The organism is Pseudomonas sp. Y5-11 (genome assembly GCF_022368695.1).
Classification (GTDB): domain Bacteria; phylum Pseudomonadota; class Gammaproteobacteria; order Pseudomonadales; family Pseudomonadaceae; genus Aquipseudomonas; species Aquipseudomonas parakoreensis.
In genome coordinates this window covers 5,362,455-5,388,975 of the sequence record NZ_CP058974.1, presented here as the reverse complement: position 1 = coordinate 5,388,975, position 26,521 = coordinate 5,362,455, and the positions used below count along the sequence as shown (strand labels likewise).

General features: G+C 65.1%; 23 protein-coding genes. 9 read left to right on the top strand and 14 right to left on the bottom strand.

Annotation, left to right across the window (positions count from 1 at the left end):
- Positions 1–10: 10 nt before the first annotated feature.
- The 6 genes from HXW87_RS24085 to HXW87_RS24060 are packed head-to-tail and all read left to right on the top strand — an operon-like array spanning position 11 to position 9,528.
- Positions 11–1,345 (top strand): DUF3422 family protein, encoded by a 1,335-nt coding sequence (locus HXW87_RS24085; protein WP_023464791.1) that lies wholly within the window; start codon positions 11–13, stop codon positions 1,343–1,345.
- Positions 1,346–1,403: 58 nt separating this feature from the next.
- Positions 1,404–2,234, top strand: a complete 831-nt coding sequence (gene fghA, locus HXW87_RS24080) for an S-formylglutathione hydrolase (RefSeq protein WP_023464790.1) — start codon at positions 1,404–1,406, stop codon at positions 2,232–2,234.
- A gap of 18 nt (positions 2,235–2,252) precedes the next feature.
- Positions 2,253–3,560: an NAD(P)/FAD-dependent oxidoreductase gene (locus HXW87_RS24075; RefSeq protein ID WP_028690947.1), complete on the top strand. Its 1,308-nt coding sequence runs from the start codon at positions 2,253–2,255 to the stop codon at positions 3,558–3,560.
- Between the two features lie 51 nt (positions 3,561–3,611).
- Entirely contained in the window at positions 3,612–4,925 is a 1,314-nt protein-coding gene (locus tag HXW87_RS24070; RefSeq protein WP_028690948.1) for a replication-associated recombination protein A, read from the top strand.
- 60 nt (positions 4,926–4,985) lie between these two features.
- Entirely contained in the window at positions 4,986–6,851 is a 1,866-nt protein-coding gene (nhaA, locus tag HXW87_RS24065; protein ID WP_028690949.1) for a Na+/H+ antiporter NhaA, read from the top strand.
- 25 nt (positions 6,852–6,876) lie between these two features.
- On the top strand, positions 6,877–9,528 hold the full coding sequence (locus tag HXW87_RS24060) for an excinuclease ABC subunit UvrA (RefSeq protein WP_028690950.1): 2,652 nt from the start codon (positions 6,877–6,879) through the stop codon (positions 9,526–9,528).
- Positions 9,529–9,608: 80 nt separating this feature from the next.
- Here the strand turns inward: HXW87_RS24060 and mobH are convergent, their stop codons facing one another.
- Positions 9,609–11,453 carry a MobH family relaxase gene (gene mobH / locus HXW87_RS24055; RefSeq protein WP_028690951.1) on the bottom strand — a complete coding sequence of 615 codons (1,845 nt, stop codon included), beginning with the start codon at positions 11,451–11,453 and terminating at the stop codon, positions 9,609–9,611.
- A 319-nt stretch (positions 11,454–11,772) separates the two neighbouring features.
- On the opposite strand from mobH, the gene HXW87_RS24050 reads away from it, so the two are divergent.
- From HXW87_RS24050 to HXW87_RS24040, 3 genes are all read left to right on the top strand, one after another.
- Complete coding sequence (locus HXW87_RS24050; protein ID WP_023657212.1) at positions 11,773–12,399, top strand: hypothetical protein; 627 nt, start codon at positions 11,773–11,775, stop codon at positions 12,397–12,399.
- A 12-nt stretch (positions 12,400–12,411) separates the two neighbouring features.
- Complete coding sequence (locus HXW87_RS24045) at positions 12,412–13,044, top strand: RES family NAD+ phosphorylase (protein WP_028690952.1); 633 nt, start codon at positions 12,412–12,414, stop codon at positions 13,042–13,044.
- An 84-nt stretch (positions 13,045–13,128) separates the two neighbouring features.
- Complete coding sequence (locus HXW87_RS24040; RefSeq protein ID WP_028690953.1) at positions 13,129–13,494, top strand: DUF3742 family protein; 366 nt, start codon at positions 13,129–13,131, stop codon at positions 13,492–13,494.
- A gap of 11 nt (positions 13,495–13,505) precedes the next feature.
- On the opposite strand, the gene HXW87_RS24035 is transcribed toward HXW87_RS24040, so the two are convergent.
- From HXW87_RS24035 to HXW87_RS23975, 13 genes are all read right to left on the bottom strand, one after another.
- On the bottom strand, positions 13,506–15,026 hold the full coding sequence (locus HXW87_RS24035) for a conjugal transfer protein TraG N-terminal domain-containing protein (protein WP_239777888.1): 1,521 nt from the start codon (positions 15,024–15,026) through the stop codon (positions 13,506–13,508).
- 15 nt (positions 15,027–15,041) lie between these two features.
- Positions 15,042–15,398, bottom strand: a complete 357-nt coding sequence (locus tag HXW87_RS24030; RefSeq protein ID WP_017516006.1) for a hypothetical protein — start codon at positions 15,396–15,398, stop codon at positions 15,042–15,044.
- Positions 15,395–16,789: an integrating conjugative element protein gene (locus HXW87_RS24025; RefSeq protein WP_023103896.1), complete on the bottom strand. Its 1,395-nt coding sequence runs from the start codon at positions 16,787–16,789 to the stop codon at positions 15,395–15,397. Before HXW87_RS24025 ends, HXW87_RS24030 begins: the two co-directional genes overlap by 4 nt.
- 9 nt (positions 16,790–16,798) lie before the next feature.
- Entirely contained in the window at positions 16,799–17,746 is a 948-nt protein-coding gene (locus HXW87_RS24020; RefSeq protein WP_023103897.1) for a TIGR03756 family integrating conjugative element protein, read from the bottom strand.
- Positions 17,743–18,189: a TIGR03757 family integrating conjugative element protein gene (locus HXW87_RS24015; protein ID WP_017514119.1), complete on the bottom strand. Its 447-nt coding sequence runs from the start codon at positions 18,187–18,189 to the stop codon at positions 17,743–17,745. Before HXW87_RS24015 ends, HXW87_RS24020 begins: the two co-directional genes overlap by 4 nt.
- 161 nt (positions 18,190–18,350) lie before the next feature.
- A complete protein-coding gene (gene radC / locus HXW87_RS24010) occupies positions 18,351–18,845 on the bottom strand; it encodes a DNA repair protein RadC (protein ID WP_023103898.1) in 495 nt (164 codons plus the stop codon).
- A 178-nt stretch (positions 18,846–19,023) separates the two neighbouring features.
- A complete protein-coding gene (locus HXW87_RS24005) occupies positions 19,024–19,788 on the bottom strand; it encodes a DsbA family protein (RefSeq protein ID WP_028690954.1) in 765 nt (254 codons plus the stop codon).
- A gap of 13 nt (positions 19,789–19,801) precedes the next feature.
- Positions 19,802–22,669, bottom strand: a complete 2,868-nt coding sequence (locus HXW87_RS24000; RefSeq protein ID WP_023103900.1) for a conjugative transfer ATPase — start codon at positions 22,667–22,669, stop codon at positions 19,802–19,804.
- On the bottom strand, positions 22,669–23,109 hold the full coding sequence (locus tag HXW87_RS23995; protein WP_023103901.1) for a TIGR03751 family conjugal transfer lipoprotein: 441 nt from the start codon (positions 23,107–23,109) through the stop codon (positions 22,669–22,671). Before HXW87_RS23995 ends, HXW87_RS24000 begins: the two co-directional genes overlap by 1 nt.
- Entirely contained in the window at positions 23,090–24,520 is a 1,431-nt protein-coding gene (locus tag HXW87_RS23990; RefSeq protein WP_017515583.1) for a TIGR03752 family integrating conjugative element protein, read from the bottom strand. Before HXW87_RS23990 ends, HXW87_RS23995 begins: the two co-directional genes overlap by 20 nt.
- Positions 24,510–25,436 carry a TIGR03749 family integrating conjugative element protein gene (locus tag HXW87_RS23985; protein WP_023103903.1) on the bottom strand — a complete coding sequence of 309 codons (927 nt, stop codon included), beginning with the start codon at positions 25,434–25,436 and terminating at the stop codon, positions 24,510–24,512. The genes HXW87_RS23990 and HXW87_RS23985 overlap by 11 nt, the downstream gene beginning before the upstream one ends.
- Entirely contained in the window at positions 25,433–26,122 is a 690-nt protein-coding gene (locus HXW87_RS23980) for a PFL_4703 family integrating conjugative element protein (protein WP_009459666.1), read from the bottom strand. The genes HXW87_RS23985 and HXW87_RS23980 overlap by 4 nt, the downstream gene beginning before the upstream one ends.
- Positions 26,119–26,517 carry a TIGR03750 family conjugal transfer protein gene (locus HXW87_RS23975; protein ID WP_100773625.1) on the bottom strand — a complete coding sequence of 133 codons (399 nt, stop codon included), beginning with the start codon at positions 26,515–26,517 and terminating at the stop codon, positions 26,119–26,121. Before HXW87_RS23975 ends, HXW87_RS23980 begins: the two co-directional genes overlap by 4 nt.
- Between the last annotated feature and the right edge of the window lie 4 nt (positions 26,518–26,521).

Here is a 26,521-nt window from a genome sequence, read left to right as displayed (position 1 = left end):
TGAGGTCGTTATGAAAGAGCCGGCCAACATCAATACGACGACCGTACAACCCACCCCGACCGCCACCGTGTACGGCATGCCGGCCTATACCGATCGTGCTGCCGCCGTGGGTGAAGTGCACGCGCGCCCGCATCTCTTGATTCAGGCCCCCCGCGGCATATTGCAGCTCGCTTTCATGACCGAAGGCGACCAGGCCAGGGATCAGATGGCGATGAGCGAGTTGTCTCATCGCTTCGGCGTTGCCGAACCCGACCATACTACGCCGCTCCACGGCGTGACATGGGATGAAGGAGACCTGCACTGCGAAAAGCACACCGAGTTCTCGACGTATCTCTGGTGCGCTTCGCTGGATTCCGAGACGGGAGAGCCGTGCGGCGAAAATCCGTTCAAGCATGGATTTGTTCCTCCCGGCCCGGTCGTATCCGGCATCCGTTTGAGACTTCTTCCGTGGACGCCGGAAACGGAGAAGGAGGTCGATCGCTTCGATCCTGCCAGCCTGTGCTACTCGCTGGTGGAGAACGGCTCTGCCGCCATCCTGACCGACTTTCGACAGGATGAGGATGGCCTGACGCAGATCCTCGTCCTGGCCCGCGATTTGACCCCGGCGCGGGCGGGTGCGCTGGCTCAACGTCTGCTGGAGATCGAGACTTACCGCACCTTGGCGTTGCTGTCCCTGCCGTTGACACGATCGATGACGTCGGAACTGCGACGCATGGAGTCGCGCCTTGCGGCGATCACCGACGAGATGTGTACGAGCTTGGTGGAACGGCGCGACAGCGACGTGCTGCTGTCCGAATTGACCGGCCTGGCTGCCGAGCTGGAAGCTGGCGTTGCGGCGAATCTCTATCGCTTCGGCGCCAGCCGTGCCTACTACGAGATCGTCGAGGAAAGGCTGGCAGCGCTTTCGGAAGAGGCCGTATCCGGGTACTGCACCTGGGCGGATTTCCTGCAGCGTCGCATCGCTCCCGCCATGCGGACATGCCAATCCGTAAAGGAGCGCCAGACCAAGCTCTCCGACAAGCTGACCCGGGCCATCGCGTTGCTGCGTTCCTGGATCGACGTCGAGCTTGAACGCCAGAACCGCGATCTGCTTGCGTCGATGAACAACCGGGCCAAGATGCAATTGCGCCTTCAGCAAACCGTCGAAGGCCTGTCGGTCGCGGCAATTTCTTATTACGTCGTGAGTCTTCTCGGCTATTTGCTCAAGGGCATTCCGATGGTTCACGACAGCGTGGCGCCGGTGATGGCGGTTCTGGTGCCTGCGGTGATGCTGACGATCTGGTGGATCGTGCGCAGGATCAGACACGCCCACGGCGACACGGCAGCGGAAGAGAAATCTTCCTGACGAGCTGCCGTCCTGGCGCGCGAGAGCTGCGCCGTTCCTTTGAACATAGGAGAACACCATGGAACGCATCGAACATCACGCCAGCTTTGATGGTTGGCAGGACGTTTATCAGCATGAATCCACGACGCTCGGTTGCACGATGAAAGTCGGCGTCTATCTGCCTCCGCAGGCACAGCACGGCAAGGTGCCGGTGCTGTACTGGCTTTCAGGCCTCACCTGCACCGAGCAGAACTTCATCACCAAGTCCGCCGTCCAGCGCTACGCAGCCGAACATGGCATTGCCGTCGTCGCGCCCGATAGCAGCGCTCGCGGCGAAGGCGTTGCCGACGATCCCGCCTATGACCTCGGACAGGGGGCAGGTTTCTACGTCAACGCCACGCAGGAACCCTGGGCTGCGAATCATCGGATGTATGACTACGTGGTGCAGGAACTACCGGCGCTGATCGAGGCCCACTTTCCCGTGACAGCGGAGCGGAGCATCAGCGGCCATTCCATGGGGGGACACGGTGCTCTGGTCATCGCCCTGCGCAACCCGGGCCGTTATCGAAGCGTCTCGGCCTTCTCGCCCATCGTCGCGCCCACCCAGGTTCCCTGGGGACACAAGGCCTTCGAGGCGTACCTGGGCAGCGACCGGGAGGCGTGGAAGCAGTACGACACCGTGGAGCTGATTCGCACCGTGCAGGAGCGTCTGCCGCTGCTGGTGGATCAGGGTTTGGGCGACGAGTTCCTGGAGAGTCAGCTTCAGCCCGATCTGCTGCGCAAGGCCTGCGACGAGACGGGGCACCCGCTCACGTTGAATCTGCGCCCAGGCTACGACCACAGCTACTACTTCATTGCCAGTTTCATTGGCGAGCATATGGCACACCACGCATCGGCGCTGAAACGCTGAGAGAGAGGAGATCAGGTCATGACAAAGACCTCCAAAAACCGACATCACGTCGTCATTATCGGAGCGGGCTTCGGCGGGATCGAGGTTGCCAACCAGCTTGCTGGTGCCGAGGTCGATGTGACGATCATCGACCGGCGCAATCATCACCTGTTCCAGCCGCTGCTTTACCAGGTCGCAGGGGCATCTCTCTCGACATCCGAGATCGCCTGGCCTATTCGCTATCTATTCCGAAATCGCCCGGAAGTGAACACCTTGATGGCGGAAGTGGAAGGTATCGACCAGGACGCGCGTCAGGTCATTCTCAACAATGGCTCGCGCCAAACCTACGACACGCTCGTACTCGCGACAGGTGCTACCCATGCCTATTTCGGACACGACGAATGGGGGGCTTTCGCGCCGGGGTTGAAGACGCTGGAAGATGCCACGACCATTCGAGGCCGAATCCTCGCGGCTTTCGAGGAGGCCGAGCGCACGAGCGATCCTCAGCAGCGTGCCGCGCTGCAGACGTTCGTCATCATCGGTGGTGGTCCCACCGGGGTTGAATTGGCCGGGACCATCGCCGAGCTTGCACGAGACACGCTGGCGCGTGACTTCCGCTCGATCGACCCGAGCACGTCCCGGGTTGTACTGATCGAGGCGGGCCCGCGTCTGTTGTCCGTCTTTCCAGAGGATCTTTCGGCCTATACGCGCCAGGCACTCGAAAAGCTCGGGGTCGAGGTCGTGCTGGGTACGCCGGTCACCGAATGCTCGGCCGACGGCGTGGTGTATGGCGGCAAGCCTCTTTCGGCCAAGACCATCGTTTGGGCCGCCGGCGTCCAGGCGTCTCCCGCGGCTCGCTGGTTGGGTGCTGCGTCTGATCGTGCGGGTCGAGTGGTCGTTGGTCCCGACCTGACGGTGGCCGGTCGCCCGGAGGTCTTCGCCATCGGCGATACCGCCTCGTGCACCATGGCTGATGGGAAGCCCGTACCGGGCATCGCCCCCGCCGCCAAACAGCAAGGCAAGTACGTCGCCAACCTCATTGGACGGCGTTTGAAAGGCAAGCCCGCTGACGGGCCTTTCAAATACCGGCATCAGGGGAACCTGGCCACCATCGGCCGCAGCCTGGCCGTAATTGACATGGGGCGGGTTAAGCTGCGTGGAGCCTTTGCGTGGTGGATCTGGAAGCTCGCGCATATCTACTTTCTGATCGGTACGCGAAATCGTCTCAGCGTCGCGTTGAGCTGGGTATGGAACCATAGCATCGGCTACCGCGGCTCTCGCATCATCATGCATGCGATTAGCGACAAAGAGCCCACGGCGTTGGATAAATCCGGCTCTCTGGATTGAGGTGCACACCTTATCGGAACGTCAACTATCAGAAATACCAGGGAGAGGAACTTGACCGATCTATTCACGACAAAGCCCAAGCCTCCCTTGGCCGAACTCCTGCGGCCCAAGACGCTGGATGAATTCGTCGGGCAACGGCACTTGCTCGGCCCCGGCAAGCCGCTTCGTCTCGCGTTCGAGGCGGGCAAGTTGCACTCGTTCATCCTCTGGGGGCCGCCAGGCGTGGGCAAGACCACCCTGGGGCGCCTGGCCGCCAGTGCGACCGACAGCCGATTCATCGCCATCTCGGCCGTGCTTGCCGGGGTGAAGGACATCCGGCAAGCCATCGACGAGGCCCAGGCAGAACTGGGCAACCATGGTCGATCGACGGTGCTTTTCGTCGATGAGATCCATCGCTTCAACAAGGCGCAGCAGGATGCCCTACTGCCCCATGTCGAGTCGGGGCTCCTGACCCTGGTGGGGGGAACGACCGAGCATCCGGGGCTGGCGGTCAATTCCGCTCTGCTCTCACGCGCGCAGGTCTATACCCTCGAACCGCTGTCCGGCGACGAACTGAACCAGCTCTACGAACGCGCACTGCCGCATCTCCAGGGCGTCACGTTGGACGCGGACGCGCTGGATCTGCTCAAGGGCTTTGCCGATGGCGATGGCAGGCGCTTCCTCAATCTGCTTGAGCAGGTGACGAATGCTGCGTCGGGCGCGGGCAAGGCCGTGGTCGATGGCGAGTTTGCCAAACTGTCCACCAGCCCATCACTGCGCAGGTTCGACAAGGGCGGCGACGAGTTCTACTGGCAGCTCTCCGCCTTCCACAAGTCGCTGCGGGGCTCCGACCCCGACGCGGCCCTGTACTGGCTGGCCCGCATCCTCGACGGCAGCGGCGACGTCAGCCAGGTGACGCGCCGCATGATCGTGGTGGCCAGCGAAGACATCGGCAATGCCGACCCGCAGGCGCTGCAACTGGCGCTCAATGCCGCGCTGGCTTATGAGAGGCTGGGTTCCCCCGAAGGCGAAATACCGATTGCCCACGCGGCGACCTACCTTGCTGCCGCCCCCAAGTCGAACGCTGCCTATGCCGCCTGGAACAAGGCGAAGGCCTTCGTCAAGAACAGCGGCTCCCTGCCTGTGCCTCTCCATCTTCGCAATGCGCCGACGAAGCTGATGCAGCAGATGGGGTATCACGAAGGCTACCGCTATGCCCATGACGAGCCCAACGGCTATGCCGCTGGGCAAAGCTACTTTCCCGAGGGCGTGGCGCGGCCGGGCTGGTATCAGCCAACGGACAGAGGTGTTGAGCGCAGGCTGGGAGAAAGGCTTACTTGGCTGCGCTCGCTGGATGATGGGACGCTGCCAGAGGCGGACGCCTGACCGGTCGCCTCCGAAACCGGCTCATCGCGACTTCACGAACTACAGGAACAGGATAAGAACATGTCAGCCACTTCTTTCGGTGCATCCTCGGCGAATATCAGCCGGGGACGCGTTGCCCGCTATCTGCGCACGGAGTCTGGTGCTGCGGTGCTGCTGGTGATCGTCACGGTCGTGGCGCTGGCGTGGGCGAACTCGCCGCTATCCGATGCCTATTTCGCGTTGTGGCACCTGGACGTCGGGTTTGACTTCGGGCCGCTGGGCATGCACATGGATCTGCATCACTGGGTCAACGACGGCCTGATGGTGGTCTTCTTCTTCCTGATCGGCCTGGAGGTGCGTCAGGAGTTCGCCCACGGATCGCTCAGGGACCGCAGCCGTGCCCGTCTCGCTCTGATCGCGGGTGTCGCAGGTGTCGTGCTTCCCGCGCTGGTGTATGTCCTGATCGTGGGGCTGGCCGGAAGTGAAGGCCTGCACGGGTGGGGGGCGGTGGTCGGCACCGATACGGCATTCATGCTGGGCACCCTGGCGATCGTCGGCCCGCGGCTATCCGGTCAGTTGCGCGTGTTCCTGCTCACCCTGACCGTGGTCGATGACTTCCTCGCCGTGTCCATCATCGGCATCGTCTATAGCGAGGAGATTCGGATCGTCCCGTTGTTGATCGCCCTCGCCAGTCTCGTTGCGTTGTGGTGGCTAGGGCGCACCCGCCAGTGGCGGGCAATGCCGTATGTGCTGATCGTGATCGTGCTGTGGCTCGCAACCGTGTACTCCGGCATCCATGCCTCTCTCGCCGGGATGGCCGCGGGGCTGCTGATCCCCGCCTACGCGACGCAACGTCACAAGGTCGTCGCGGCAAAACAACTGTTCCGCGACTTCTGGCAGTCTCCGAGTGCCGCATCGGCCCGCGCGGTGGACTGCGGGCTGTCCCGGGGTATCTCGGTGAACGAGCGATTGCACGAGTTCCTGCGGCTGCCGACGGCGCTGCTGATCGTGCCGGTGTTCGCCTTGGCGAACGCCGGAGTGGACGTGCGTGGCGGGCTGCTCGCCGAGGCCTTCGGCTCGCCAGTCACGTGGGGCGTCATCGCAGGGCTCGTGCTCGGCAAGCTCGTGGGCATCGGGCTCATCACGCTCGTCGCCGTCCGTCTCGGCCTGGGCCGGCTGCCCGAGGGCGTCGGGGTGGGGAGCGTGTTCGGTGGTGCGGCACTGTCCGGGATCGGCTTCACCGTGTCGCTGCTGATCATCGGGCTCGCGTTCGGCACGACCTCCGACCTGGGCCGCCAGGCGACGGTCGGCGTGCTCGTGTCGATGGTGTTCGCCACGTTGCTCGGGTGGCTGATCTTCAAGGTCGCCGCCAAGCGGTGGGGTGAGAAGACCGCTGACCTGCCGATGGTGCTTGAGCCACCGGTCGATCCGGAGATCGATCACATCCGCGGGCCGGAGGACGCCCAGCTCACACTCGTCGAGTACGTGGACTTCGAGTGCGCGTACTGTGCGCACGCGACCGGTTCTTGGGACGATCTGCGTGCCCACTTCGGGGACGACCTGCGGTATGTGGTGCGCCATCTGCCGCACCACCCGCACGGGCCGATCGCCGCGCGGGCGTCCGAGGCAGCGGCGAACCAGGGGATGTTCTGGCCGTGGCTGGACTTCGTGTTCACCCGTCAGCATGCGCTGGAGCGCGAGCATCTGATCGGCTACGCCGCCGAGCTTGGGCTCGACGTCGAACGGTTCATCGCGGATCTCGACAGCACCGCGGTGATCGAGCGTGTCGAGCGCGACCTCGCCAGTGCGGTCGCCAGCGGTGCGCACGCCACGCCGACGTTCTTCGTCGAGGGTCGTCGTCTGCGCGGCAGCTACGACGCCCGCACTGTCACCGCGGCGCTCGAAGCCAGTCGCCGCGGCCCACGAACTCAGGAAGTCCCGTCCTGAGCGGGACGAACTACAGGATAAGAACATGCCAAACAATTCTTTCGGTGAATCCTCTTGTACCGCTGCGGCCAGCGGCCTCGTGCAGGTGCGCGGGGCGCGCGAGAACAACCTCAAAGAGGTGGACGTTTCCATCCCGCGTAACGCGCTCGTGGTGTTCTCGGGAGTCTCCGGCTCCGGGAAGTCCTCGCTGGCCTTCGGCACCATCTATGCCGAGGCTCAGCGACGTTACTTCGAGTCGGTGGCCCCCTATGCGCGGCGATTGATCGACCAGGCCGGCGTGCCCGACGTCGATGCGATCGACGGCCTCCCGCCGGCGGTGGCGCTGCAGCAGCAGCGTGGCTCCAGCAACGCGCGTTCCTCCGTGGGCAGTGTGACCACCCTGTCCAGCCTGGTGCGGATGATGTATTCGCGCGCCGGCGCCTACCCAGCCAACCAGCCGATGCTGTACGCCGAGGATTTTTCGCCCAACACGCCGCAGGGAGCGTGCCCGACCTGCCACGGCCTGGGCCATGTGTACGAGGTGACCGAGGCCATCATGGTGCCCGATCCCTCCCTGAGCATCCGCGAGCGGGCGATCGCCTCCTGGCCCCCCGCCTGGCAAGGCCAGAACCTGCGCGACATCCTGGTCAGCATGGGCTACGACGTTGACCGACCGTGGAAGGACCTGCCGAAGAAGGATCGCGACTGGATTCTGTTCACCGAGGAAACACCGACGGTGCCGGTGTACGCCGGCTTCACGCCCGCCGAGACCCGCGCCGCGCTCAAGCGCAAGATGGAGCCGAGCTACATGGGCACCTTCACCGGTGCTCGCCGGTATGTGCTGCACACCTTTGCCAACACCCAGAGCGCGCTGATGAGAAAGCGCGTGTCCCGGTTCATGGAGGGCAAGCCGTGCCCCACCTGCCACGGCAAGCGGCTCAAGCCCGAGGCGTTGTCGGTCACCTTCGCCGGCGTGGACATCGGCGCGTTCATGCAGATGCCGCTGGACCAGTTGGCGGCCTTGCTCGAACCCATTGCCCAGGGTGATTTCCGCGCCCATGCAGCGGGGGCGGCTACGGACAAGGAAGCGACCCGGCGCGACCGTGCCCAACGCGCGGCCTCCGGTCGTGCCGTACACGCGGTATCGCCCGACGTGCGCCGCACCTCCGCGCTGTCGGAAGAAAAGCGCCTCGCCGCGCAGCGCCTGGCCGGTGGCGTGATGGCACGCCTGCGCCAACTGCGCGGGCTGGGCTTGGGCTACCTGACGCTGGACCGGGCCACGCCGACGCTTTCGGCTGGCGAGTTGCAACGCCTGCGGCTGGCTACGCAATTGAGTTCCCTGCTGTTCGGCGTCGTGTACGTGCTCGACGAGCCCTCGGCGGGGCTGCACCCCTCCGACAGCCAGGCCCTGTACGACGCACTCGATCGGCTGCGCGACGCAGGCAACTCGGTGTTCGTGGTGGAGCACGACCTGGAACTGATGCGCCGCGCGCAATGGCTAGTGGATGTCGGGCCGGATGCCGGGGAGCGTGGCGGCCGCGTGCTCTACAGTGGCGAGCCGGATGGCCTGCGCAAGATTGCCGAATCGCGCACCGCCCGTTACCTGTTCGACGAGATCCCCGCGCCGGGGAGCCGGGCACGCGAAGCGATCGGCTGGCTGGAGCTGCAGGGCGTCCACCGCCACAACCTGCATGGCGTGGACGCACGCATTCCGCTGGGCGTGCTGACGGCCGTCACCGGCATCTCCGGCTCGGGCAAGTCCAGCCTCGTCGCGCAGGCCCTGCCGGAGCTGGTGCTGCTGCACCTGGGCCACGAGCCGGAAGACGATGTAGCCGAAAGCGCCACCAGCGAAGGGCCGGCAGTGATCGAAGCGACCGGCGGCCATCTGGCGGGCGACGTGGACGCCGTACAGCGTCTGGTGCAGGTGGACCAGAAACCGATCGGGCGCACGCCGCGGTCGAACCTAGCCACCTACACGGGCCTGTTCGACCATGTGCGCAAGCTGTTCGCTGCCACGCCCGATGCGCGACGCCGCCGCTACGATGCCGGACGGTTCTCGTTCAACGTCGCCAAGGGGCGCTGCGAGACCTGCGAGGGCGAGGGCTTCGTCAGCGTGGAACTGCTGTTCATGCCCAGCGTGTACGCGCCGTGCCCGACGTGCCATGGCGCACGCTACAACGAGGCCACGCTGAAGGTGCAATGGAACGGGCGCAACATCGCCGAGGTGCTGCAGATGACCGTGGACGAAGCCAGCGAATTCTTCGCGGGTGAAGACGCTGTGGCAAGGCCACTGCAACTGCTGCGCGATATCGGACTGGGCTACCTGCGCCTGGGGCAACCGGCCACCGAGCTTTCCGGTGGCGAGGCGCAGCGTATCAAGCTGGCGACCGAGCTTCAGCGCAGCCAGCGCGGCCGAAGCCTGTACGTGCTCGACGAGCCGACTACCGGGCTGCATGCGTCGGACGCCGACCGGCTGCTGGTGCAGTTGCAGCGCCTGGTCGATGCCGGCAATACCGTAGTGATGATCGAACACGATATGCGCGCGGTGGCCCAGGCCGATTGGGTGATCGACGTGGGGCCTGGTGCAGGCGCTGCCGGCGGCAGCATCGTGGTGGCGGGCTCCCCTCAGCAGGTGGCCCGAACGTCTGGCAGCAGAACCGCTCCGTTCCTTGCACAGGAGTTGGCGCGGGCCGAGTAGCTCAGTTCGCCAAATGTTGCCAGTTTTCGCGGGGCATTGATCGTCGCCACACGACGGTGGCGATCAATGCCCGAATCGCGTCATCCTTCCTGAGTCAGAGCAAGATAGGGATTGTTGGGCGGTATTTCGGCGAGTGCCAAGGACCCATCTTCGAGGAGGTAGCCATGCAGTCGGCGGGACTTCCTCGGGCCCGTGACTTCACAGGTCCAAATGTTCAGGCCATTGGGCTGCTTTCGATGTAGCTGCAGCTTCTCGAAGCGCTTCTGCACCCACTGCCAATCCTGTTGACTCTCCTGCTTGGCGAGTGCGGCCACTTCGGGATGCTCCTGCGCATAGCGTTGGAACACACCCGGGCTGACCAGGTAGGCCGTGTCATTCACCGTATGCACGAGTGCCTTCGCGTCGTTGATGATGAGCCGTCGTGAGGCGATTCCCTGCTTCAGCCAAACCATGAACTGTTCCCCGGATGGCTTCGTTGCCGATGACCCAGGCGTAGGCGCGGGTGCAGGTGCAGGCGATGGAATGGACGTCGCGGCTGTTGCTGGCGCGGGGGTGTGGAGGAACTCCTCGGCATCCTGGCCAACGCCGGCCGACTCACCCAAGCCCACCATCGCGAGCAAATCCTCCATGACGTCGGGCACGGGCTGGGCTGCGGGCGGTGAAACGATGGTGGTGCTGTCGCCCTCCCAAATCGGAGGCTCTTGACCTCCCTGCGCTGGGTTCACCGAGACGGTAGGCGCGGGAGCCGACATGCTGGCGTCGTTTTCCGCGGGCGTCGCGTCGATCTCTACCGTGCCCGCGAAAGGTGCTGGTCGCTCGCCAGACTCCCAGATCAGCGCGGGAGCGAGACGCAACAGGGTGAACGAATGGGACCAGCCGGTCGTGCTGGTCACGGTCGCGCGCCAGACCGCCTTGCCGTCCGGTGTGGGCTGCAGCATGCCGTGGTCCTGCAGCACATTGAACACGGCGGTGTTGTTCGCAGGAATGCCATCGATCCCCTGAGACAGGAGGTGTGCGCGCAGTTTGTCCGAAACCGTCTTGCTCACCAGCCACAAACCATCCTCGGTGAGCCAGCCATCGGAGGCTTCCGGCTGGTTCAGCTTCAACTGTTCCTTGAGCAGGTAGCGCAACCCGTCCAGCAGCTTGCGTTGCAGTGCGTGCTTGGGCGCGGCCATGGCGCGCGCCGGATCGCCGCCCAGCTCCTGGGCCACCGACGCCCGGTCTGCTTGCACGACGAGTTCCCCCAGTACACCGGCATGTTCGTACTGACCGGCCAGCACATAGAGCAGCGGTGCCCAGAGAGCCGGATAGTCGCTGAGCCAGTCCAGGACGTGGCGGTCGAGCAGTTGGCGATAGAGCAAGCCTGTTGCGGCGCTGTGCAGGCGGTATTCGCGGTCGTCACGGTAGCGAAATCGGTACGCCTGGTGCAGCGGGCCATGCCACGGATGCCAAGTACTGCCGTCGGCCAGTTCGACGTGTAGATCGACGGCGATCTTGCCAATATCGTGGAGCAGCGCAGCATAGGCAACGGCGGCGGTCCAGGCTTCGGACTGGGCCGCCTGGTCTTCGGGACTGGCACCGATGGGCAGCAGATGGGACTGCCGCAGTTTCAGGCTGTAGGCGACGATCTCCAGGCCGTGGTCGAGCATGCCGCCCGGGTAGGCATGGTGATGCGCCTCGGAGGCCGGGAAGGCCTGGACCAGTTCGGCATAGCGTTCCAGGGGCGTGCGATACAGGGTGGCGAATTGCCTACGCGAGAGCGAGGTACGCTGCCAGATGTGCTCCAGCAGCTTCTGCCGGCGTGGGGTGGCCAGCAGCGATGCGGCCGACTCAGGACGCAGCAGCCCTTTCGGGAGGGCGGTGACGGGTGGTGGCGTCGGTGCGGCAGCGACCGGGGGCCGTTTTCGCTGGAACAGGGAAAGCATGTGGGTGTCCTGATGACGGGCCGACCGGGAGGCCTTTTGGCCTTTTCGAGGTAGGGCCTTTCCCCTTGCACCCCATTCCCTTGCCATTTCGGCCCTTTGGCCTTTAACCGTTTCGGTATAGCGAGGCCTGGGTTGCGGCTCCAGCGTCAATGTGGAACCCGCTCGAATGCATTGGACGGCGACCCGGCGCTGGCCTCTGCCTATGCTGTGGGAACGCTGCTTCCGCCAGGTAGGTTGTTCTCACTCAGGCGACTAAGTTGACAGACGCGACAAAGGCGACTAGAGTGAATCCTGTCCCAAACCTACTCGGGAGATGACCATGCCCACTGCCATTGAATTCATTGCCGACCGTCTGCCGCGCGTCACGGTGGAAGATGTACGCCGCTTCGCGGATACCGTCGAAATCCGGGATGCCACGGCTTTCGCGGCCGAGTTGCAGGCGTTCGTCCACGAGCGTGTGGAAGCGGTGACACTGCCCGCCAACTTGGAGGGGGAGACCGTTGGGCAGGCCCTTGCACGCAAGGCGGCCGCGCTGCGCGCCGACACGCGCTGGGCACCGAATGAAACCGACGTCCAGCGAGGCCGCGCCGTGCTGCTGGAAACCTTCAACCAGCCGCACAACCTGCCGCCCGCGGAGTTCGCCAAGCTGGCGGACAAGTCGCGCCAGCAGATCTACAAGGACATCCTCGCGCGTCGGCTGCTGGCGCTGAACGTGGGGCCGCGCGGTCAGAAGCTGCCCGACTGGCAGCTCGACCCGGTGAAACAGCAGTTGACCCAAACCGTGCTTCAGGAGGTCGAGGGTATCGATCACTGGACGATCTACCGCGCACTGTCCGAACCGCTCGAAGGCTTGGGTGGGCGCTCGCCGGTGGATGCGGTGACGCATGGCACGATCGATGACGTGGCCGAGGCCGTGTTCAACGTGCTGGGCGTCCAGGTGCATTGAAGCGAGATCGCCATGAGCCACGAGCTGCCTTCGTTCCTGATCGATGCCGGTGAACTGCTCCAGCATGTGAGCCGCGTCGTCTATCGGGGCAGCCCGCTGTACTATGGTCGCAGCAGCACGAATCGCTACGATGACCCGGCGGGGGCCTACGGCGTGCTCTACCTGGGGCGCGACCTGCCCACGGCGCTGATGGAGTCGGTGTTTCACAAGCACCAGTGGCTTGAAGACACGAAGCGCTCCATCGCCCTGAAGGAGGTCCACGCCCGGATGGTCCGCGCCGTGGGCGTGCTGGACGACGTGCTCCTGGCCGACCTCACGGCGCCGGGCGTCATGGCGGGCTACTTCGGCCTGAATCTGGAGCAGTTGGCGAGCCGCGACTACACGCACACGCAGCAGGTGTCCGCTCAGGTGCATGCGATGGTCGGCGACGACGGCCAGCCGCTGTTCGACGGGGTGCTCTATCCGTCGCGCAACAACTATCCCGCCGCGAGCATCGCCCTGTTCGAGCGTGCGGGAACGAAGGTCAGCGTTGTCGAGGACATCGACCTGGTTGACCATGTGGACTGGCCGCGTTTCGTTGCCACCTACCGCATCGGCGTGGAGCCCGACCCCGGCCCGGTGGAACCGGATGACGAAGCGTCCTGAAGCAGCAAGAAAACACATTGAAGCCCGAAACGGAATGAAGTGGAGCAAACAGGAATAGGCATTCCTCAGTAGCAGGAGACGACCATGAACACGACGACCCGCACCAGTACCGCAGAACGCCTCGGCCGTACCTTTGGCCGCGGATGGCGCGTCTATGCGCGTGGCGAACGGCGGGTATCGAATTGGTTGGTGGCCAAAGGGGTGCCTTCGGTTGGTGCCACAGTGCTGCTGTGGGTGGTCAAGCTGGCTGTGCTGGGCGCGCTGCTCTACGCCGCCTTCTGGTTCGCACTCGTGTTGCTGGGAGTCGTGGTGGCGGGATGGGCGGCGGCTGCCAATACATCGGAAGAAGACGAGTGGCCGTTCACCGACCTCACCGAACTGCGCAAGACACCCGGCTACGATCCCAATCTGTACAACGATACGTCGCACGAGTTGTACACCGACGACTGATCGGCACCGCGCTACTTCAGCTTACCTCCGGTAAGGGCCCCAGCGCCCTTACCGCCTGCTTGGCCGGCGCTCTTGCTGCCATCTGAAAGCCCCTGGATGACGTGCCCGGCCCGAATCCCAACCCAGGTAAGGCTCGCAAGCCAAAAGCCCGGCAAGACCAGGAACATCGTGCCCATGACGAACATCAGGAGCAGGTCGCCAAAGGCATTGTTCAACCCCACCAGCGGATCGAAGTTAGTGTGTGGCCGGTTCCAGCCGAAGCCCCACCCATAGAGCGCATCGAGGATGGTGCTGTCGATCCAGCGTGCGAGTTGGAACCAGAAATCGGTGAAGAACAGCGCGAATTGCACGACGCTGACGGTGACGACCGTCTTCAGGTCATAGGTTCCGACGACCAGTACGAGCGGGATGCAGATGACCAGTGCCATCTTGAGCAAGGCAAGCACCATGGGCAGCGCCTGGCGCACCACGTCCATGGCGGGAAATGCGGCAAGTGCCCCGACCGCCATTCCTACATCCCCCGTGGCCCGCGTCACGATGTTCGGCAGGGTCTTGTCGATCTGGCCGCCGTAGTCGGTATAGACCGAACCCTGGTTGAGCTTCTGCTGTCGCGGTGACGCGATGGTACGGACCACCGAATCGTCCACCTCGGTACGGCTCAGGAACCCGGCCCAGCCCGCCAAGCGATTCAACAGGCTGGGGTCCACCTGGCCCAGCAGCCGTGCCCGCAGGCCGTTGCTGCCATCGGCCCACCACTGCCTGCAGGTCGGGTAGCCGCCGCCACTGGCCACCTGCGCAAGCCCTGCGTCGCGGGTGTCGTCATAGGGCCATGACTCGCGCGCCGTGCTGGAACGGTAGCTGTCGTAGTAGCCGCCGGTATCCGTGAAAAACCTCGAACCGATCCAGGTCACGTCGTTCATTTGAGCGTCGTCCAGCTCCGGCCGCGCCATGAACAATTTAGCGCGTGCAGGTCCGTAGCAGTCGTGTGTGAAATCGGCCACTTCCTGAGCCAGAACCGGGTCATTGATGCGGGTAGCGTCGATCTCCATGCGCATCTGTCGCAGGTCTGTCCCGCACGGGATTGCCGCCACCGAGGCGCTGGTGACGGCGCGCGAGAGCGCGTGCATGAAGGCCCACCAGACCGGCACCTTGGCACTCTGGTTGTTGATGGTGCTGAAGGACTGGGACCAGCCGGTATCCGTGGGCTGCGGCACGTTGACCTGGCACTGGGCCGAGCGCGAGCTGTCGTACTGAATTGTGTTGAGGTCCACGTCGATGAAGGGGATGCCGGCGAATATCACCACCACGATGGCGACGAACACCCGGTTCTCGATGCGTGCGGCCGAGAGCACGCCCTTGTTGCCTTCGTCGGCACCTTCCGCACGGGCCTTAAGCCATTCCTGCACGATGATCGCCACGAAGGGCAGTGCGAATACCCCGCTGGATACCAGTACCGCCCAGATGCCGTTGTTGACGATCCAGGACACCAAGGTCAGGTAGTACTCCAGGTAGTCGGTTGTGAAAAGCGTCATGGCTCGGACCTCCCCTCAGCCCTGCATCAACAGGCTGGCTTCAAGCGCCACGATGGCAACGACGCCGGCGATCTCGCTGCGTACCAGGCGGCGCCGCGCTTGCGCGTCGTCCTCACGCGCAAGCAGCCGGCGACGCATCCAGACCCAGCCGTAGGCCGTCGCGCCATACAGGCACAGCCGCCAGACCAGGAAGTAGCCCGCTGCTGCCGCCAGCCAACGCTCCCAGCCCGCGACACTTCCGACGAGGTAGATGCCAACGATGTTGGCACCCACGGCGACGGCCGCGAGTACCATCGTCCACAGCAGCGCCTTCGCTGCGCGCCGGTTGAACAGCCAGCGCGGGCGCAGCCAGGCCGCACGCATCAGGCTCATGGCCGGCCTCCCGGATTGCCCTTCTGCAACTGATCGAGGCGGTCAGGCACCGGATCGCCTTCGTAGATGCCACGCGAGCCCGCCGCGCGCGTGCCGTGGCGCTGGATGATCGCCATGGGCGAGTTGTTCGCCAGCTCCCGGCGCAGCTCCAGCTCGGTCTTGAGGTTGCGAATCTCGCGATCGAGCGTGTCGCTCTCGTGGTTCACCGCCTCCACGGCGAGCTGGTTGGCCGCCACGTTGGGCTCCTTCTTGCCGGTCAGCAGCGTGCGTTGCAGCAGTAGCGCCTTCTCCAGCACCGACGCCAGCGCAACCTCGGACGCCAGGCGCTGCGACAGCAGGTGCTGGTCCGGTTCGTCGCGCAGTGCCTCGACCACGCCGCGCGTGATGGGCAGCGACGCGCTGCCGGCCTCCCGCAGGTTTTCGGGCGTCGTGTTCTTCGCCTTGGAGACCAGGTCCTGGAGCGCCTGCAGCTTGGCGTCGTACTCCTCCTGGATCAGGGGCGTCAGCCCGACGCCGGGCACCGTCTCCGTCTTGGTGCAGGCGTCGCAGGTGCGCTGCTCCTTCTCGCCGAGCACCCGTGTTGCCCACTCGATGGCCGCCTGCGGCGTGGTCCAGGTTTGGCACGACAGGCTCGTGCAACTGGCCGGAGCGATTGCCGACGTGTCGGTCACCCCGCGGCCATTGACCAGGTTGTAGCCCGCGCGGGTGACGTCACCGACCACCTTGATCGCGGGCTGACCGGAGCCGCCGGCATTGCTTCCCCCGACCCAGGGCACGCCATCGTTGCCACGGCGCGTCTCGGCCTGCTCGATGGCCGAGACGGCATCCGTGCTCGAAACAGCGTCACGCAGCGCCAACCCCTCTGCCATCTGGCTCCAGCCGAGTTGGCCGCCAGCCGTTTCGGCCATCTTTTCGGCCATGGCGCGGCACGTCAGCTTCGAGCGGTCGAAATCCAGCCGCGCTTGCAGAACGCCGTTGGTGAGCAGGTTGTAGAGGCCTGGATCTGCACGCTGGATGATCAACGCCGGCAGGGACGCCACAGCACTCGTAGCACTCTGGATCACCGAGGACATGATCTGCTGAAAGCCATTGGTGACACCGTTGAGTTGATTCTTCAACGTGGTCTGGATGCTCATGTCGCCGCAGATCAGATTGCTGTTCCAGCCGACACCCACGCCGAGCGAGCGCATGCCGGCTGCGCGGCCCATCGAAACGGCGCTGCCGCCGCCGATGGAGTACATGACGTCATCGCCGATGACGTTGCCGCTGGTCTGGTAGCCCAGTTGGCCCCAGGCCACGCCGCTTGCCAGAACCAACGCGCCGGTAAGCGCCAAACAGATCCTCTTGCCACGAGCCGGTGGGGAGAACTGCATAGAGTCGGAACGCTTCATCGCGGCACCTCAAAGGAAATCAACGCTGCCAAGGAACACCTGTCCACGGCGTTCGCAGCAGGCATACGGCCGCCACAGCGCCCAGGCGTAGTCGCCTTGCTGGGCCTGAGTCAGGAAGCCGGTGCGTGGGAAAACCGTGCAGGACGAGGACAGGACGGGCGTGAGTTCCTGCCACTTGCCAGTCGAGGCATCACCCTCCATCAGCGCGCTGGCGGGCCAGTAGCCATCGCGGGCATTGGCAAGCAGCGGCTGGTACACGTGCAACTGCCCGCGGCGCGTGACGACATCGCCCGCACGCTGGGCCACCACGGCTCCCGATTTGTGGTCGTCGGTCTGGTGCAGGAAGCCGCCGCGGGGATACACGTTGCCCCAAAGGTTCATCGTGGTGCGTGCGCCGACCTCGCGCATGCCGGGAATCAATGCCTCCGGGTAGGCCATCTCGGGCACGTTGTAGCGCCAGGCAAGCGTGTCCAAGGTGCTGAGCAGATACGGCATGAATGCCGTTCCCGCGCCCTCGCAGAAGTAGCCCGAGGACGAAACAAACTGGTTGAACACCTCGACGCCGGGATGGCCGATCACGTCGGCGTTCTTGAATTTCGCGAGATTGTTTTCGTGATCCTCGTTCGTCGTTCCATCGCCGCCCGCTTGGGCGGACGGGTTGGCCGTACTCATCGCCCGGACTTCGACCCACGGGTTCTCGCCCGTGTTGCTGTAGCTGGAGACGACCGCATCGGGGATGTAGTGGCGCACCTTGACAGAGGTGCGCACCGTGCAGCCTCCCCAGGTGCAGTAGAGCCAGTAGCAGATACCCACCACCCGGTACTCCAAGCAATCGGGCGAGGCCACCGAGGCAACGATGGCGGTGGTGTTCAAGGCGTAGCTACCCGTGGCGCTGAGCAGCAGCAAGGAAGCCACGCCAGCCCGCATGCGGCGCATAAGGTCGAATGGCCTCGTCATGGCTGGGTCCTCCGACGCTGCTCGATGCGCGCGACAGCGCGGGCCACATCCGGCTCGCCATAGACCACGTAGCGCTGATCCACCACGACAGCCGGGATGCTGGTGATGCCCAGGCTCCATGCGTCGGTGACGCCCTGGTATGCGGAAGCGATGCGGCGCTGTAGGTCGGCGCCGCCTTGGTTCAGCCGACGCTTGACGGTGGCCGCCGCCTGTTCGGGGGCGGCGGGCAGTTCCGCAGAAAGCTCCGCTTCAATCCGGCGGGCTTCGTCCAGCTCGATCAGCCGCTCGCCGCCCATGGTCTTGACCGGGTGGTGGCTGTCGGTGACGACCAGTACGTCGGCTGCGAAGGTGACGGGGCTGAACACGGCCAGGGACGCCGGCAGCGCCACGACGAGACCAAGGGTTCGCCAGCCCGACGCGAACGTGGAAAAGGATGCCGGCATGTCGCGTGCCCCGAAAGTTGATCAGGGCCATAGTCAAACGCGAACCCGATGCCACCCCAACAAACAATGCGCATCGCGGGCTGCCCGCATACCTGCTTGTCCCGCGCCATAAAAAAACGGAGGCCGAAGCCTCCGCGAGGATCAATGAAGCAATGCGACCGTTACAGCAGGCCTGACTCCGCAAAGGAGAACGGGGAACCTTGGCCTACGATGATGTGATCCAGTACCCGTACATCGATGAGCGCCAGCGCGGCCTGCAGTTGCTGGGTCAGCACACGATCCGCGCTCGACGGCTCGGAGATGCCCGAGGGGTGCTGGTGCGCGAAGATCACCGCGGCGGCGTTCAACTCCAGCACACGCTGTACGACGACACGTGGATAAACAGAAGTCGAGTTGATCGTGCCCCTGAACAATGGCTCGTAGGCCAGCACCTGGTGCATGCTATCCAGGAACACAGCGGCGAATATCTCGTTGGGTTCAGCGACCAGTTTCACGCGCAGATAGTCCCGCACGGCGGCCGGCTGGCTGAGGCATGGTCCAGCTTTGAAGATCCGTTTTTCCAGCAGCACGATGGCCTGCTGGATGATCCAGTCTTCGTGCTGGGCAGCTACGGCGGAAAGCGACTCCACACAGGAGTCATTGATGGCGAAAGACATGGCGAACCTCCAGACGGTGAGATCGGAGGGCGCGCGCCCCCGAGGGCAAGCCCTCCTGGGGATGAGAATGAAAAGATGCATCCATCACCGCGATTGCGGTGACCGTTCGCGGCCAGGATGCAAGGCGAACGAGTCGCGGTCAGCGCAGAGGACTGCGCCGTAGCCTTGAAGACCGGGGCTACCTGGGCATGTCGCCGACGACGTCGGCAGGCATTTCGGATGTGGGTGTGCTGGTCGGACCCTCAGCCGCCAGCATGTCCATGGCTGACAGCAAGGCATCGCCCTCGATCGGCCCCTGCAGCAGGATGGCCTGGCCCGTTTGGCGATCGAGCAGGCGCAGCGACGGCGTGGCGGTTACGCCGCTCTTGGTGGCTTCCGCAGCCTGGGCGCGGATAGCCGCACTGGGCCTTTCGCTTGCCATGCACTGCTCGCTGGCTGGCGTCGATTCGGGGTACCGCAAGCCATCGGGCAAGCCCTGGCCGCCGCTGCGCGTGTGGGCATAGACCCATTCGATCGCCTGCCAGAACGCGACATGCCCACCTGCTTCGGCAGCGCATTCCACTAGGCGTGCCTCGGCTGACGCGGCCGGCTCGTGCTCGGCCAGCGGCTGGTGGTGCCATTGCAGCGCCACGTCGGTGTTGTTGCCGATCCACCGCTTGAGCTGCGGGAAATACTCCCGGCAGAACGGGCACTCCAGGTCGGCATAGAGCGTCAGCGTGAAACGGCCTTTGGGGTTGCCCATTAGCCAGGGCGGCCCGGCCACCGGTGCCATGCTGACCGGCGTGGGCGGCTGCGGCGGGGATTCGCCGGGCGACCTTGACACAAGCCAGATCAGCAGCAGCGCGACCAGCACAGCAGCCAATGCCCAGGGCCAGCGGGGCCGCCCGTTGCGGCGGCGGAACGCCTGGACCTGCATCGGAATGGAAGGACGTTTCTGTTCCATGGCGTTCTCCGTCTTACGACAGTTCCAAGGCCGGCGACTCGATGCCGCGCGCCTGGTCGATCTTCTCGGCCACCTTGAAGGCCGCTTCCAGTTCGGTGCAGCCGTAGTGCTGCATGAGCTGGTAGCGCTCGGCCTTCTCTTCGGGTTCGGTCTGCGCCAACGCCAAGTACAGGCTGGGCGGCACGGCGCGGAACAGCACTTCCATGCTCTTGGAAAGGATGACGCCCTCGGTGAACTTGCCCGCTTCTTTGCGCGCCGAGAGCATCAGCGCTTTCTGCGCGGGCGAGAGTTCGCGGAAGCGTGCAATCTTCTCGACCTCATCGGGCGGCATCGACAGGCAGATCCACCACTCAATCATGTTGAGCATGGGCTCCGCGGCACGCGGCAGATCGTCGATATTTTGTGTAGCCAGCCAGAACCAGGCCCCTAGCTTGCGCCACATTTTTGTAATTTTTACAACGTAGGGCGCAAGCAGCGGGTTCTTCGTGATGATGTGGCCTTCGTCGGTCACATTGATGATCGGACGGCCCAGGTACTGGTCGCGCTCGGCGATGTTGTTCACCGTGCTGATCAGGCTGATGTAGGCGATGGAGAGCTGCGCGTTGTAGCCCTCCCGGGCATAGGTCGCGAGATCCACCAGCGTGATGTCGGCCTCGGGCCACGGCGTGCCATCGCGATCGAACATCTCGCCGTCCGTGCCTTGGCAGAACATGTCCATCGCGTCCGCCATCTCCAGCAGCCGCACGCGCCGCATCTCGGGCAGCGTCGGGTCCTGGCCGCGCGTGCGCAGCGCGTTGCGCACGTCGCGCGTGAGCACCGTGCGTTTCTCGGCCACGCAGTGCTCGGCGGCATCGAGGATGCACTGGCGGATCAGCGAGCGATCGGCCCGCGTCATCCGGGCTTCTTCCTTGTCCTCGCCGCCTGTGATCATCAGCCGTGCCGTGATCTCCAGTTCACCCAGCACGTCGCGCTGCTCGTCCTCCTCCATGACCGAGGAATCGGCTGGCAATTCTTCATCCAGTGCATCGGCATCAAGCGTCTGCACGTTGCTGGGCGTTTCGATCAGCCGGCGAGCGTCGGCGAACGGCGCCAGGCTGATGCCCGAGCCAGGAGCCAGCTTGACCCGGTTCACGGTCAGACCCAGGCGCTTTGCGAAGTCGCTGAACAAGCCAAAGCTGTTGCCGGCTTCCACGATGAACAGCCGCGGCCGGTAGATGGCCGTGACCTGGTTCAAGAGGTTGTTGAGCGTTGCGCTCTTGCCCGAGCCGGTGGGGCCGAACAGGAACAGATGGGCGTTCATCTGCCTGTCCAAGCGGTTCAGTGGATCAAACGTGATCGGCCCGCCGCCGCGGTTGAAGAACGTGTTGCCCGGATGACCCGTACCCTGGCTGCGACCCCACGCCGGCGAGAGATTCGCCACATGCTGGGCGAACATCAGTTGGGTGAACCAGTTCCGTCGATCTTGCGCAGGGTTGTAGCAGCACGGTAGCCAGCGCAGGTAGCTGTTGAGCGGCGCGACTTCATCGTCCTCGCGCACAGGCTGCAACCCCGCGTTGAGCATCACGTTGGCGAGGTCCAGACCGCGCCTGTCAAGTTCGGCTTCATCGCGTCCGCGCAGATAGAAGGCCAGCGTGCCGCGGTAGAGCTTGTGCGCGCTGCCGATGAGCGAGCGTGCCTCCTGCACATCCTTGAGCGTTTGTTCCGATGCCAGTGTTTCGCCGACAGCCTTCTTCGCCAGGTGATTCAGGTGCGATTCGAGGATGTCCTGGGGCGTCGCCACCATGGTCAGACACATCGTGGTGTCTTCGGGCATCTGATCGAAAAGCGTGTTGATAGCGTCCCCCTTGCGGGTTTCGCCGGTCAGGTGCCCCGTACCGGGCGGCATGCGTAGCCGGTCGGTGACCAGTACGCGATGCGGCATACCGTCAAAGTACCAGGTGCCGTGCTCGGCATCGGAGCGAGGCTGACCGAAGAACAGCCGTTGACTGAAGTCCCGACCACTCGCCAGCTCAATCTCACCTTCCTCCACCTCGTCGGGATAGCGGGCCAGCGCATAGAAGCGCTCTCGCTCCTCAGCGCCGGGCCCGAGCATCGTGGGGCGTGGGTTGAACCAACGCAGCAGCCAGTCGTGAACATCGGCCGCGACCATGCGCCGGGCCTGGATGCCGGCGTTCGCCAAGCCGCCGCAGAGGCGATCGCAGACGATGTTCAGCATTTGCTCGGGTGTCTGGCCGCGGCGGTTCGCCTGCCCGGCGGCCCGGCGATAGACCACCATGCGCACGCGCCGCGTCTGGCCGCGCCAGCGCAACCGCGTGACCACCGTATCCTCGAACAGTCCGCCGGGCTTGGCCACCGCGCGCAGGTGGTGGCCAAAGAAGCGGAGGTAGAACTCGGTGAAGGCCGTGCTGCGGGCGCGCGGCTGCACGTAGTCGCGTAGCGTCTGCATGTACTGGTCGAAGCTGGGCTCGTCCTGTGCATAGAGCTGGAGCACCCACGGGTTCTCATCCAGCTCATCGAACGAGTCCTGGAGCGCGTTTTCGAGCGCATCGCGGGCATGAGCGAGCCAGCCCGGTTCCCGACCTTCGGTGCCTAGCGGGACCAGTTCGTAGAAGGCCGCGACCGATTGCCCGTCCTCCAGCAGCATGGACTTCGACGGCGGCAGGAACTCCACCCAGGGCAGCAGCTCCGCGAATGACTGCGCAACGTCGTACATCGCCTGCTCGTCCGCCACGGTCGCCGGCCTGCGGCCCTGGACCGTCGCTCCGGGTTCGGCAATGCCGGCCTGGCGCAACGCCTCGACGTGGCGCTGCCAGCCGTCCGGCTGCTCGTCATTGCCACCATCGGATGCAGCCAGCTTCGGCCAGGGGAGTTTCCAGCGCATCAGTAGTCCTCCACGCGCTCGCCCGGCATGGCGTACTGCACACGCTGGTACAGGGGAAAGACCGTCGTGTAGCCCGGAACCGGCACGGGATCGGTGCCCGCCAGGTGCGGGTACACATACATGACAAGATCGGGGTTCGGCAGGCGGTGGAACTGGCGATAGACCTCGTTGCGCGCCGTGCGCGTGTAGCGCATCTGCTCGGTGGGCGCGGCCTCCACGTCGGCCTCGGTCAGCGTCCGGCGCAGGCTCTGGCGTGCATCGAGCAATTGCCTGCGCGCCACCTGGCCGGCGCCACCACCCCCGTCACCGGCGTTCTGCTGCCAGATGTCCATCATCGTGCTGTCGCCGTGGGGGAGCAGCTTTTCCTTGCTGGTGGCACAGCCGCCGAGCACCGCGACGGCGAGGGCCAGCGCCAGGGCCTTATTCAAGTTCGAGAGCATGGCTTTCTCCTGCGCGGTGATCGACCTTGCGGCCTTCGGGATCGAAGTCGATGGCGAGCGGCTTTTCGAGGTGGACGGCGACCTTCGCGCCGGGCTGGACATAGACAGCGGCGAACGCCTGGCCGTACAGCTTGTTCACCCAGTCGGCCATGTCGCGCACGCCACCGGCCAGGATGCGGCCCACGGCTTCATTGCCCGAGATACCGACGCTGCCGATGGAGCCGTCGGCGCCGACGTAGGACATCTGGCCGCTGTCGCTGTCGATCAGCGAGGCGACGCCGGCACCGGCGGCGGTAATCAGGGCTTGCGAGCCAAGGTACTGCTGGGCGTTGCTGCGCCGCTCCCCGCTGACGCAGGGAATGCCGTATGGGTCGCTGATCCAGCCCAGGCCTCCACTTTGAGAGTTCTGCTGCTGGTTGTTTTGCTGGTTGCCGTCGCGGTCTTCGGGGATGGTGCGGATCGTGCCGTCGTGGAAGACGAAGGTGATGCTGCGTACCTGGCCGCGCACGCACGAGAGCGTCCAGTCGCCCGATGCGGTGCCGCTGAACACGGCACCGGCCACGTCGGGAATGTCGATGCCATTGGCGGTCAGGTTGTCCGATCCGACCAACACCTTGAAGGGGTACGGATCGTTGACGGTTCCGTCGATCGGCACGCGGCCGATCAGCGCCGTCATCGCCACCGACCCCATCAGCGTCGAATTGGTCGGTACGGTATAGACCGCCTTGGCGCTCTTCACGCCTGCGGCGCGTGCGCCCGCGTTCGCCACGGTTTCCGCCGTGGTTTCCAACGTGCTCTGCGCGGGGCCGAAGCTCGTCGGGAAGCTCATGCCGCTACCCGTGCCACGACTGCTGTTGCGCCCCTCGGCTTTCCTCGCATCGTCGGGTTCGACCCAGCGCACGCCGCCTTCCATGCCGGCCTCGTCGCCGTCACGCAGCCCCAGACCCACCGGCAGGTCGGCATGGCCGCCGCCACGTCCGCCGATACTGTCCAGGCGCCGTTGCAGGTCGGCCAGCAGCCCTTCGGTCTGCTGACGCGCGCTGGCTGCCTGCTCTTGGTCGCGACGCAGGTTGGTGCGCTCGGAGTCGAGGGCCGAATTGATGCGCTGGTCAATGGAGTTCTCGCGCTGGCGCAGTCGCTGGTTTTCTTCGCGCTGGGATTTGTTGTCCGAGAGCGCGGTCTGAAGCTCGGTGCGCAACTGCTTCACTTGGGCAACGAGCGTCGCCACGGTGTCGCGCGGGGTATCGCCCTCGATGCCCAGCGCCTTCATTTCCGCTGGCGTGAGCTTGGCGCCGGCATCCGCGGTCGGTGGTGCCGAAGTGCTGCCTCCCGAGAACAGCCGGATGGCGACGAACAGCACCAGCACGGCAACCGGGATCATCAGCCACTTCAGGAGTCCATTACTGCGCATGGCGGACCTCCTTGCGGTCGGTGCCATCCTGGGAACCGGCTTCCGGTTGCGGGAGATGCACGGCCGGGTCGAAGCGGTTGACCGCTGGTAGCAGCGATTGCGCAAGGCCACGCCCGCGCGTCACCAGGTACAGAACGGTCGTGTCCTCGGGCGTCCCGCGCGGGCCAAGCGCCTCGTGTTGGAAGGTGGCGGTGAGGAAATCGCCTTGCAGCACGCGCGGGTCCAGGGTGATCCAGCCGCTGCTGCTGTTGGTCAGGCGCACGGCGGTCACCCACTGGTCTTCCAGACGCCATGACGCGAGCGCGACCGCGCGCACGGGCAGCGTCGGCATCAGCGTGCCGAGGTCGAGGTCACGGCGCAGGTTCACCCGCATGACGCTCGGCAGCGGCTCCACGGTGCGTAGCGGCGCGTAGAGGTTCTGTGCGGCAAAGCGCGTCAGGACAACCGACACCGGGGTCTCGCGTCGCGCCGCTCGCGCGCCGGCCTGGTCCTGGGCGCGCGCCGGAGCTTCGTTGTCATCGCCGGGCTGATCGCCATAGCGCGCCGGGGTGCTGTTGCCCTCGACGATGCGCACTGGTTCCAGCTCGGCTTCGCCGTCCTTGGCTGGCTCCGCCGCAATGTCCAGCAGGATCAGCGCGCCCGTGTCGGCGTCCTGCAATTGCAGCCGCGTGGGCTCGATCGGCTCGCTGGCGCGCAGGTACACCGCGCCGCCCGCGCTCTGCACCCGTAGGCGCTCGCCGACGCCCGCAGGTACGCCCACGCGGACGTTGCGGTCGATGAACACGATGCGCTCGTGGCCGACCTTCAGCGGCACCGCCAACGGCATACGTTCCCAGCGCAGGATCTCCACTGCCTGGACAGCAGGAGCGGCGGCCACGGCCAACAGCCCCAGCAGCGTGAGTACAGGATGCTTCATGGGGTTTCTCCTTGGGGCGCTTGCGGAGACAGGCCGCCAGACGCCGGGCGCGTTGGCTCCGGCGTGCTGATGCGCTGGGGCGCGCCCTCATAGCAGTCGAGCGCCAGGCCGAACGGGTTGCGGGCAGGATCGACGTCCACCCGCGTGACCTTCACTGGATAGCGCACCAGAGCGCGCTTGACTTGCTCGGCGCCGTAGTACTCGTCGGCGGTGATGTCCAGCGTCACCACCCAGTCGCGGTCGGAGACCACGCGCACGCGCGCCGTAGGGTCGTCGCCGTAGCCGCGGCCGGGGATTTCATAAATCCCGCGCACGCGCTGGCGCAACTCGCCCGTGCTGCGGCGGTAGTCGTAGTCCGCGCGCAGGAAGGCCTGGCAGGATGGGGTGAGGTACGGCGAGAGCGTGTGGAGGTTGCGCGCGTAGTCTTCTTCGCCATTCGTCGGCCAGCGGTTGAGCGTCTGGAACACGTAGAACGTGAACGCATAGACCGATTCGGGCGGCACTTCCCACCACTTCCTGGTACTGCCGGAGCGCAGGTCAGGCGGAACGTGGATGGTCAGATCGCGGGGAGCGCTCCACCAGCCGCCACCCATGACCAGGGCGACGATGATCAGGGCGCCAGCACCCAGGCGAAGCGTCTTGATGTGCGCCTGCAGGTGGGTGATCTCGTTCTTGAAGCGGCTCATCGTACGCTCCTTCGGGTGGTCCAGAAGCCGGTGCGCGAAATCAGCACATGGCCGCCCACCCAGCCCGCCATCAGCGGATGGCGTGTAGCAATGCGCCATTGCAGTTGCCGGTACAACCAGGTGTCGGGACGCCCGCGCTTGAGGCGGCGAAGAATTCCGCCGCCGATGAACACGCCGAAGGCCACGCCCAGGACGACGAATGTCGGTGCGATGGCAATGGTGCGGAACACCCAGGAAAGTGGTGCGCCGACCAGCAGACCGGCGGCGCCGGACAGGCCGCAGCAGATCCACAGCTCGTCGGCGGTGAGGCCGCGCACAACAACGGGATGTCGGTTGAGCCGGTGCGGAAGGAACGTCACGGTCCCGTCCGCACGGACGTGCTGCTGCTCAGACATACCG

What these genes read in the sequence shown, in the direction of transcription:
- HXW87_RS24000 (WP_023103900.1), bottom strand. Translation starts at nt 22,669, where the DNA reads ATGCGCTGGAAACTCCCCTGGCCGAAGCTGGCTGCATCCGATGGTGGC.
- HXW87_RS23975 (WP_100773625.1), bottom strand. Translation starts at nt 26,517, where the DNA reads ATGTCTGAGCAGCAGCACGTCCGTGCGGACGGGACCGTGACGTTCCTT.
- HXW87_RS23995 (WP_023103901.1), bottom strand. Translation starts at nt 23,109, where the DNA reads ATGCTCTCGAACTTGAATAAGGCCCTGGCGCTGGCCCTCGCCGTCGCG.
- HXW87_RS24045 (WP_028690952.1), top strand. Translation starts at nt 12,412, where the DNA reads ATGAGCCACGAGCTGCCTTCGTTCCTGATCGATGCCGGTGAACTGCTC.
- HXW87_RS23985 (WP_023103903.1), bottom strand. Translation starts at nt 25,436, where the DNA reads ATGAAGCATCCTGTACTCACGCTGCTGGGGCTGTTGGCCGTGGCCGCC.
- nhaA (WP_028690949.1), top strand. Translation starts at nt 4,986, where the DNA reads ATGTCAGCCACTTCTTTCGGTGCATCCTCGGCGAATATCAGCCGGGGA.
- radC (WP_023103898.1), bottom strand. Translation starts at nt 18,845, where the DNA reads ATGTCTTTCGCCATCAATGACTCCTGTGTGGAGTCGCTTTCCGCCGTA.
- fghA (WP_023464790.1), top strand. Translation starts at nt 1,404, where the DNA reads ATGGAACGCATCGAACATCACGCCAGCTTTGATGGTTGGCAGGACGTT.
- HXW87_RS24085 (WP_023464791.1), top strand. Translation starts at nt 11, where the DNA reads ATGAAAGAGCCGGCCAACATCAATACGACGACCGTACAACCCACCCCG.
- HXW87_RS24025 (WP_023103896.1), bottom strand. Translation starts at nt 16,789, where the DNA reads ATGAAGCGTTCCGACTCTATGCAGTTCTCCCCACCGGCTCGTGGCAAG.
- HXW87_RS24005 (WP_028690954.1), bottom strand. Translation starts at nt 19,788, where the DNA reads ATGGAACAGAAACGTCCTTCCATTCCGATGCAGGTCCAGGCGTTCCGC.
- HXW87_RS24030 (WP_017516006.1), bottom strand. Translation starts at nt 15,398, where the DNA reads ATGAGCCTGATGCGTGCGGCCTGGCTGCGCCCGCGCTGGCTGTTCAAC.
- HXW87_RS24050 (WP_023657212.1), top strand. Translation starts at nt 11,773, where the DNA reads ATGCCCACTGCCATTGAATTCATTGCCGACCGTCTGCCGCGCGTCACG.
- HXW87_RS24040 (WP_028690953.1), top strand. Translation starts at nt 13,129, where the DNA reads ATGAACACGACGACCCGCACCAGTACCGCAGAACGCCTCGGCCGTACC.
- HXW87_RS23990 (WP_017515583.1), bottom strand. Translation starts at nt 24,520, where the DNA reads ATGCGCAGTAATGGACTCCTGAAGTGGCTGATGATCCCGGTTGCCGTG.
- HXW87_RS24060 (WP_028690950.1), top strand. Translation starts at nt 6,877, where the DNA reads ATGCCAAACAATTCTTTCGGTGAATCCTCTTGTACCGCTGCGGCCAGC.
- HXW87_RS24075 (WP_028690947.1), top strand. Translation starts at nt 2,253, where the DNA reads ATGACAAAGACCTCCAAAAACCGACATCACGTCGTCATTATCGGAGCG.
- HXW87_RS24035 (WP_239777888.1), bottom strand. Translation starts at nt 15,026, where the DNA reads ATGACGCTTTTCACAACCGACTACCTGGAGTACTACCTGACCTTGGTG.
- HXW87_RS24015 (WP_017514119.1), bottom strand. Translation starts at nt 18,189, where the DNA reads ATGCCGGCATCCTTTTCCACGTTCGCGTCGGGCTGGCGAACCCTTGGT.
- mobH (WP_028690951.1), bottom strand. Translation starts at nt 11,453, where the DNA reads ATGCTTTCCCTGTTCCAGCGAAAACGGCCCCCGGTCGCTGCCGCACCG.
- HXW87_RS23980 (WP_009459666.1), bottom strand. Translation starts at nt 26,122, where the DNA reads ATGAGCCGCTTCAAGAACGAGATCACCCACCTGCAGGCGCACATCAAG.
- HXW87_RS24020 (WP_023103897.1), bottom strand. Translation starts at nt 17,746, where the DNA reads ATGACGAGGCCATTCGACCTTATGCGCCGCATGCGGGCTGGCGTGGCT.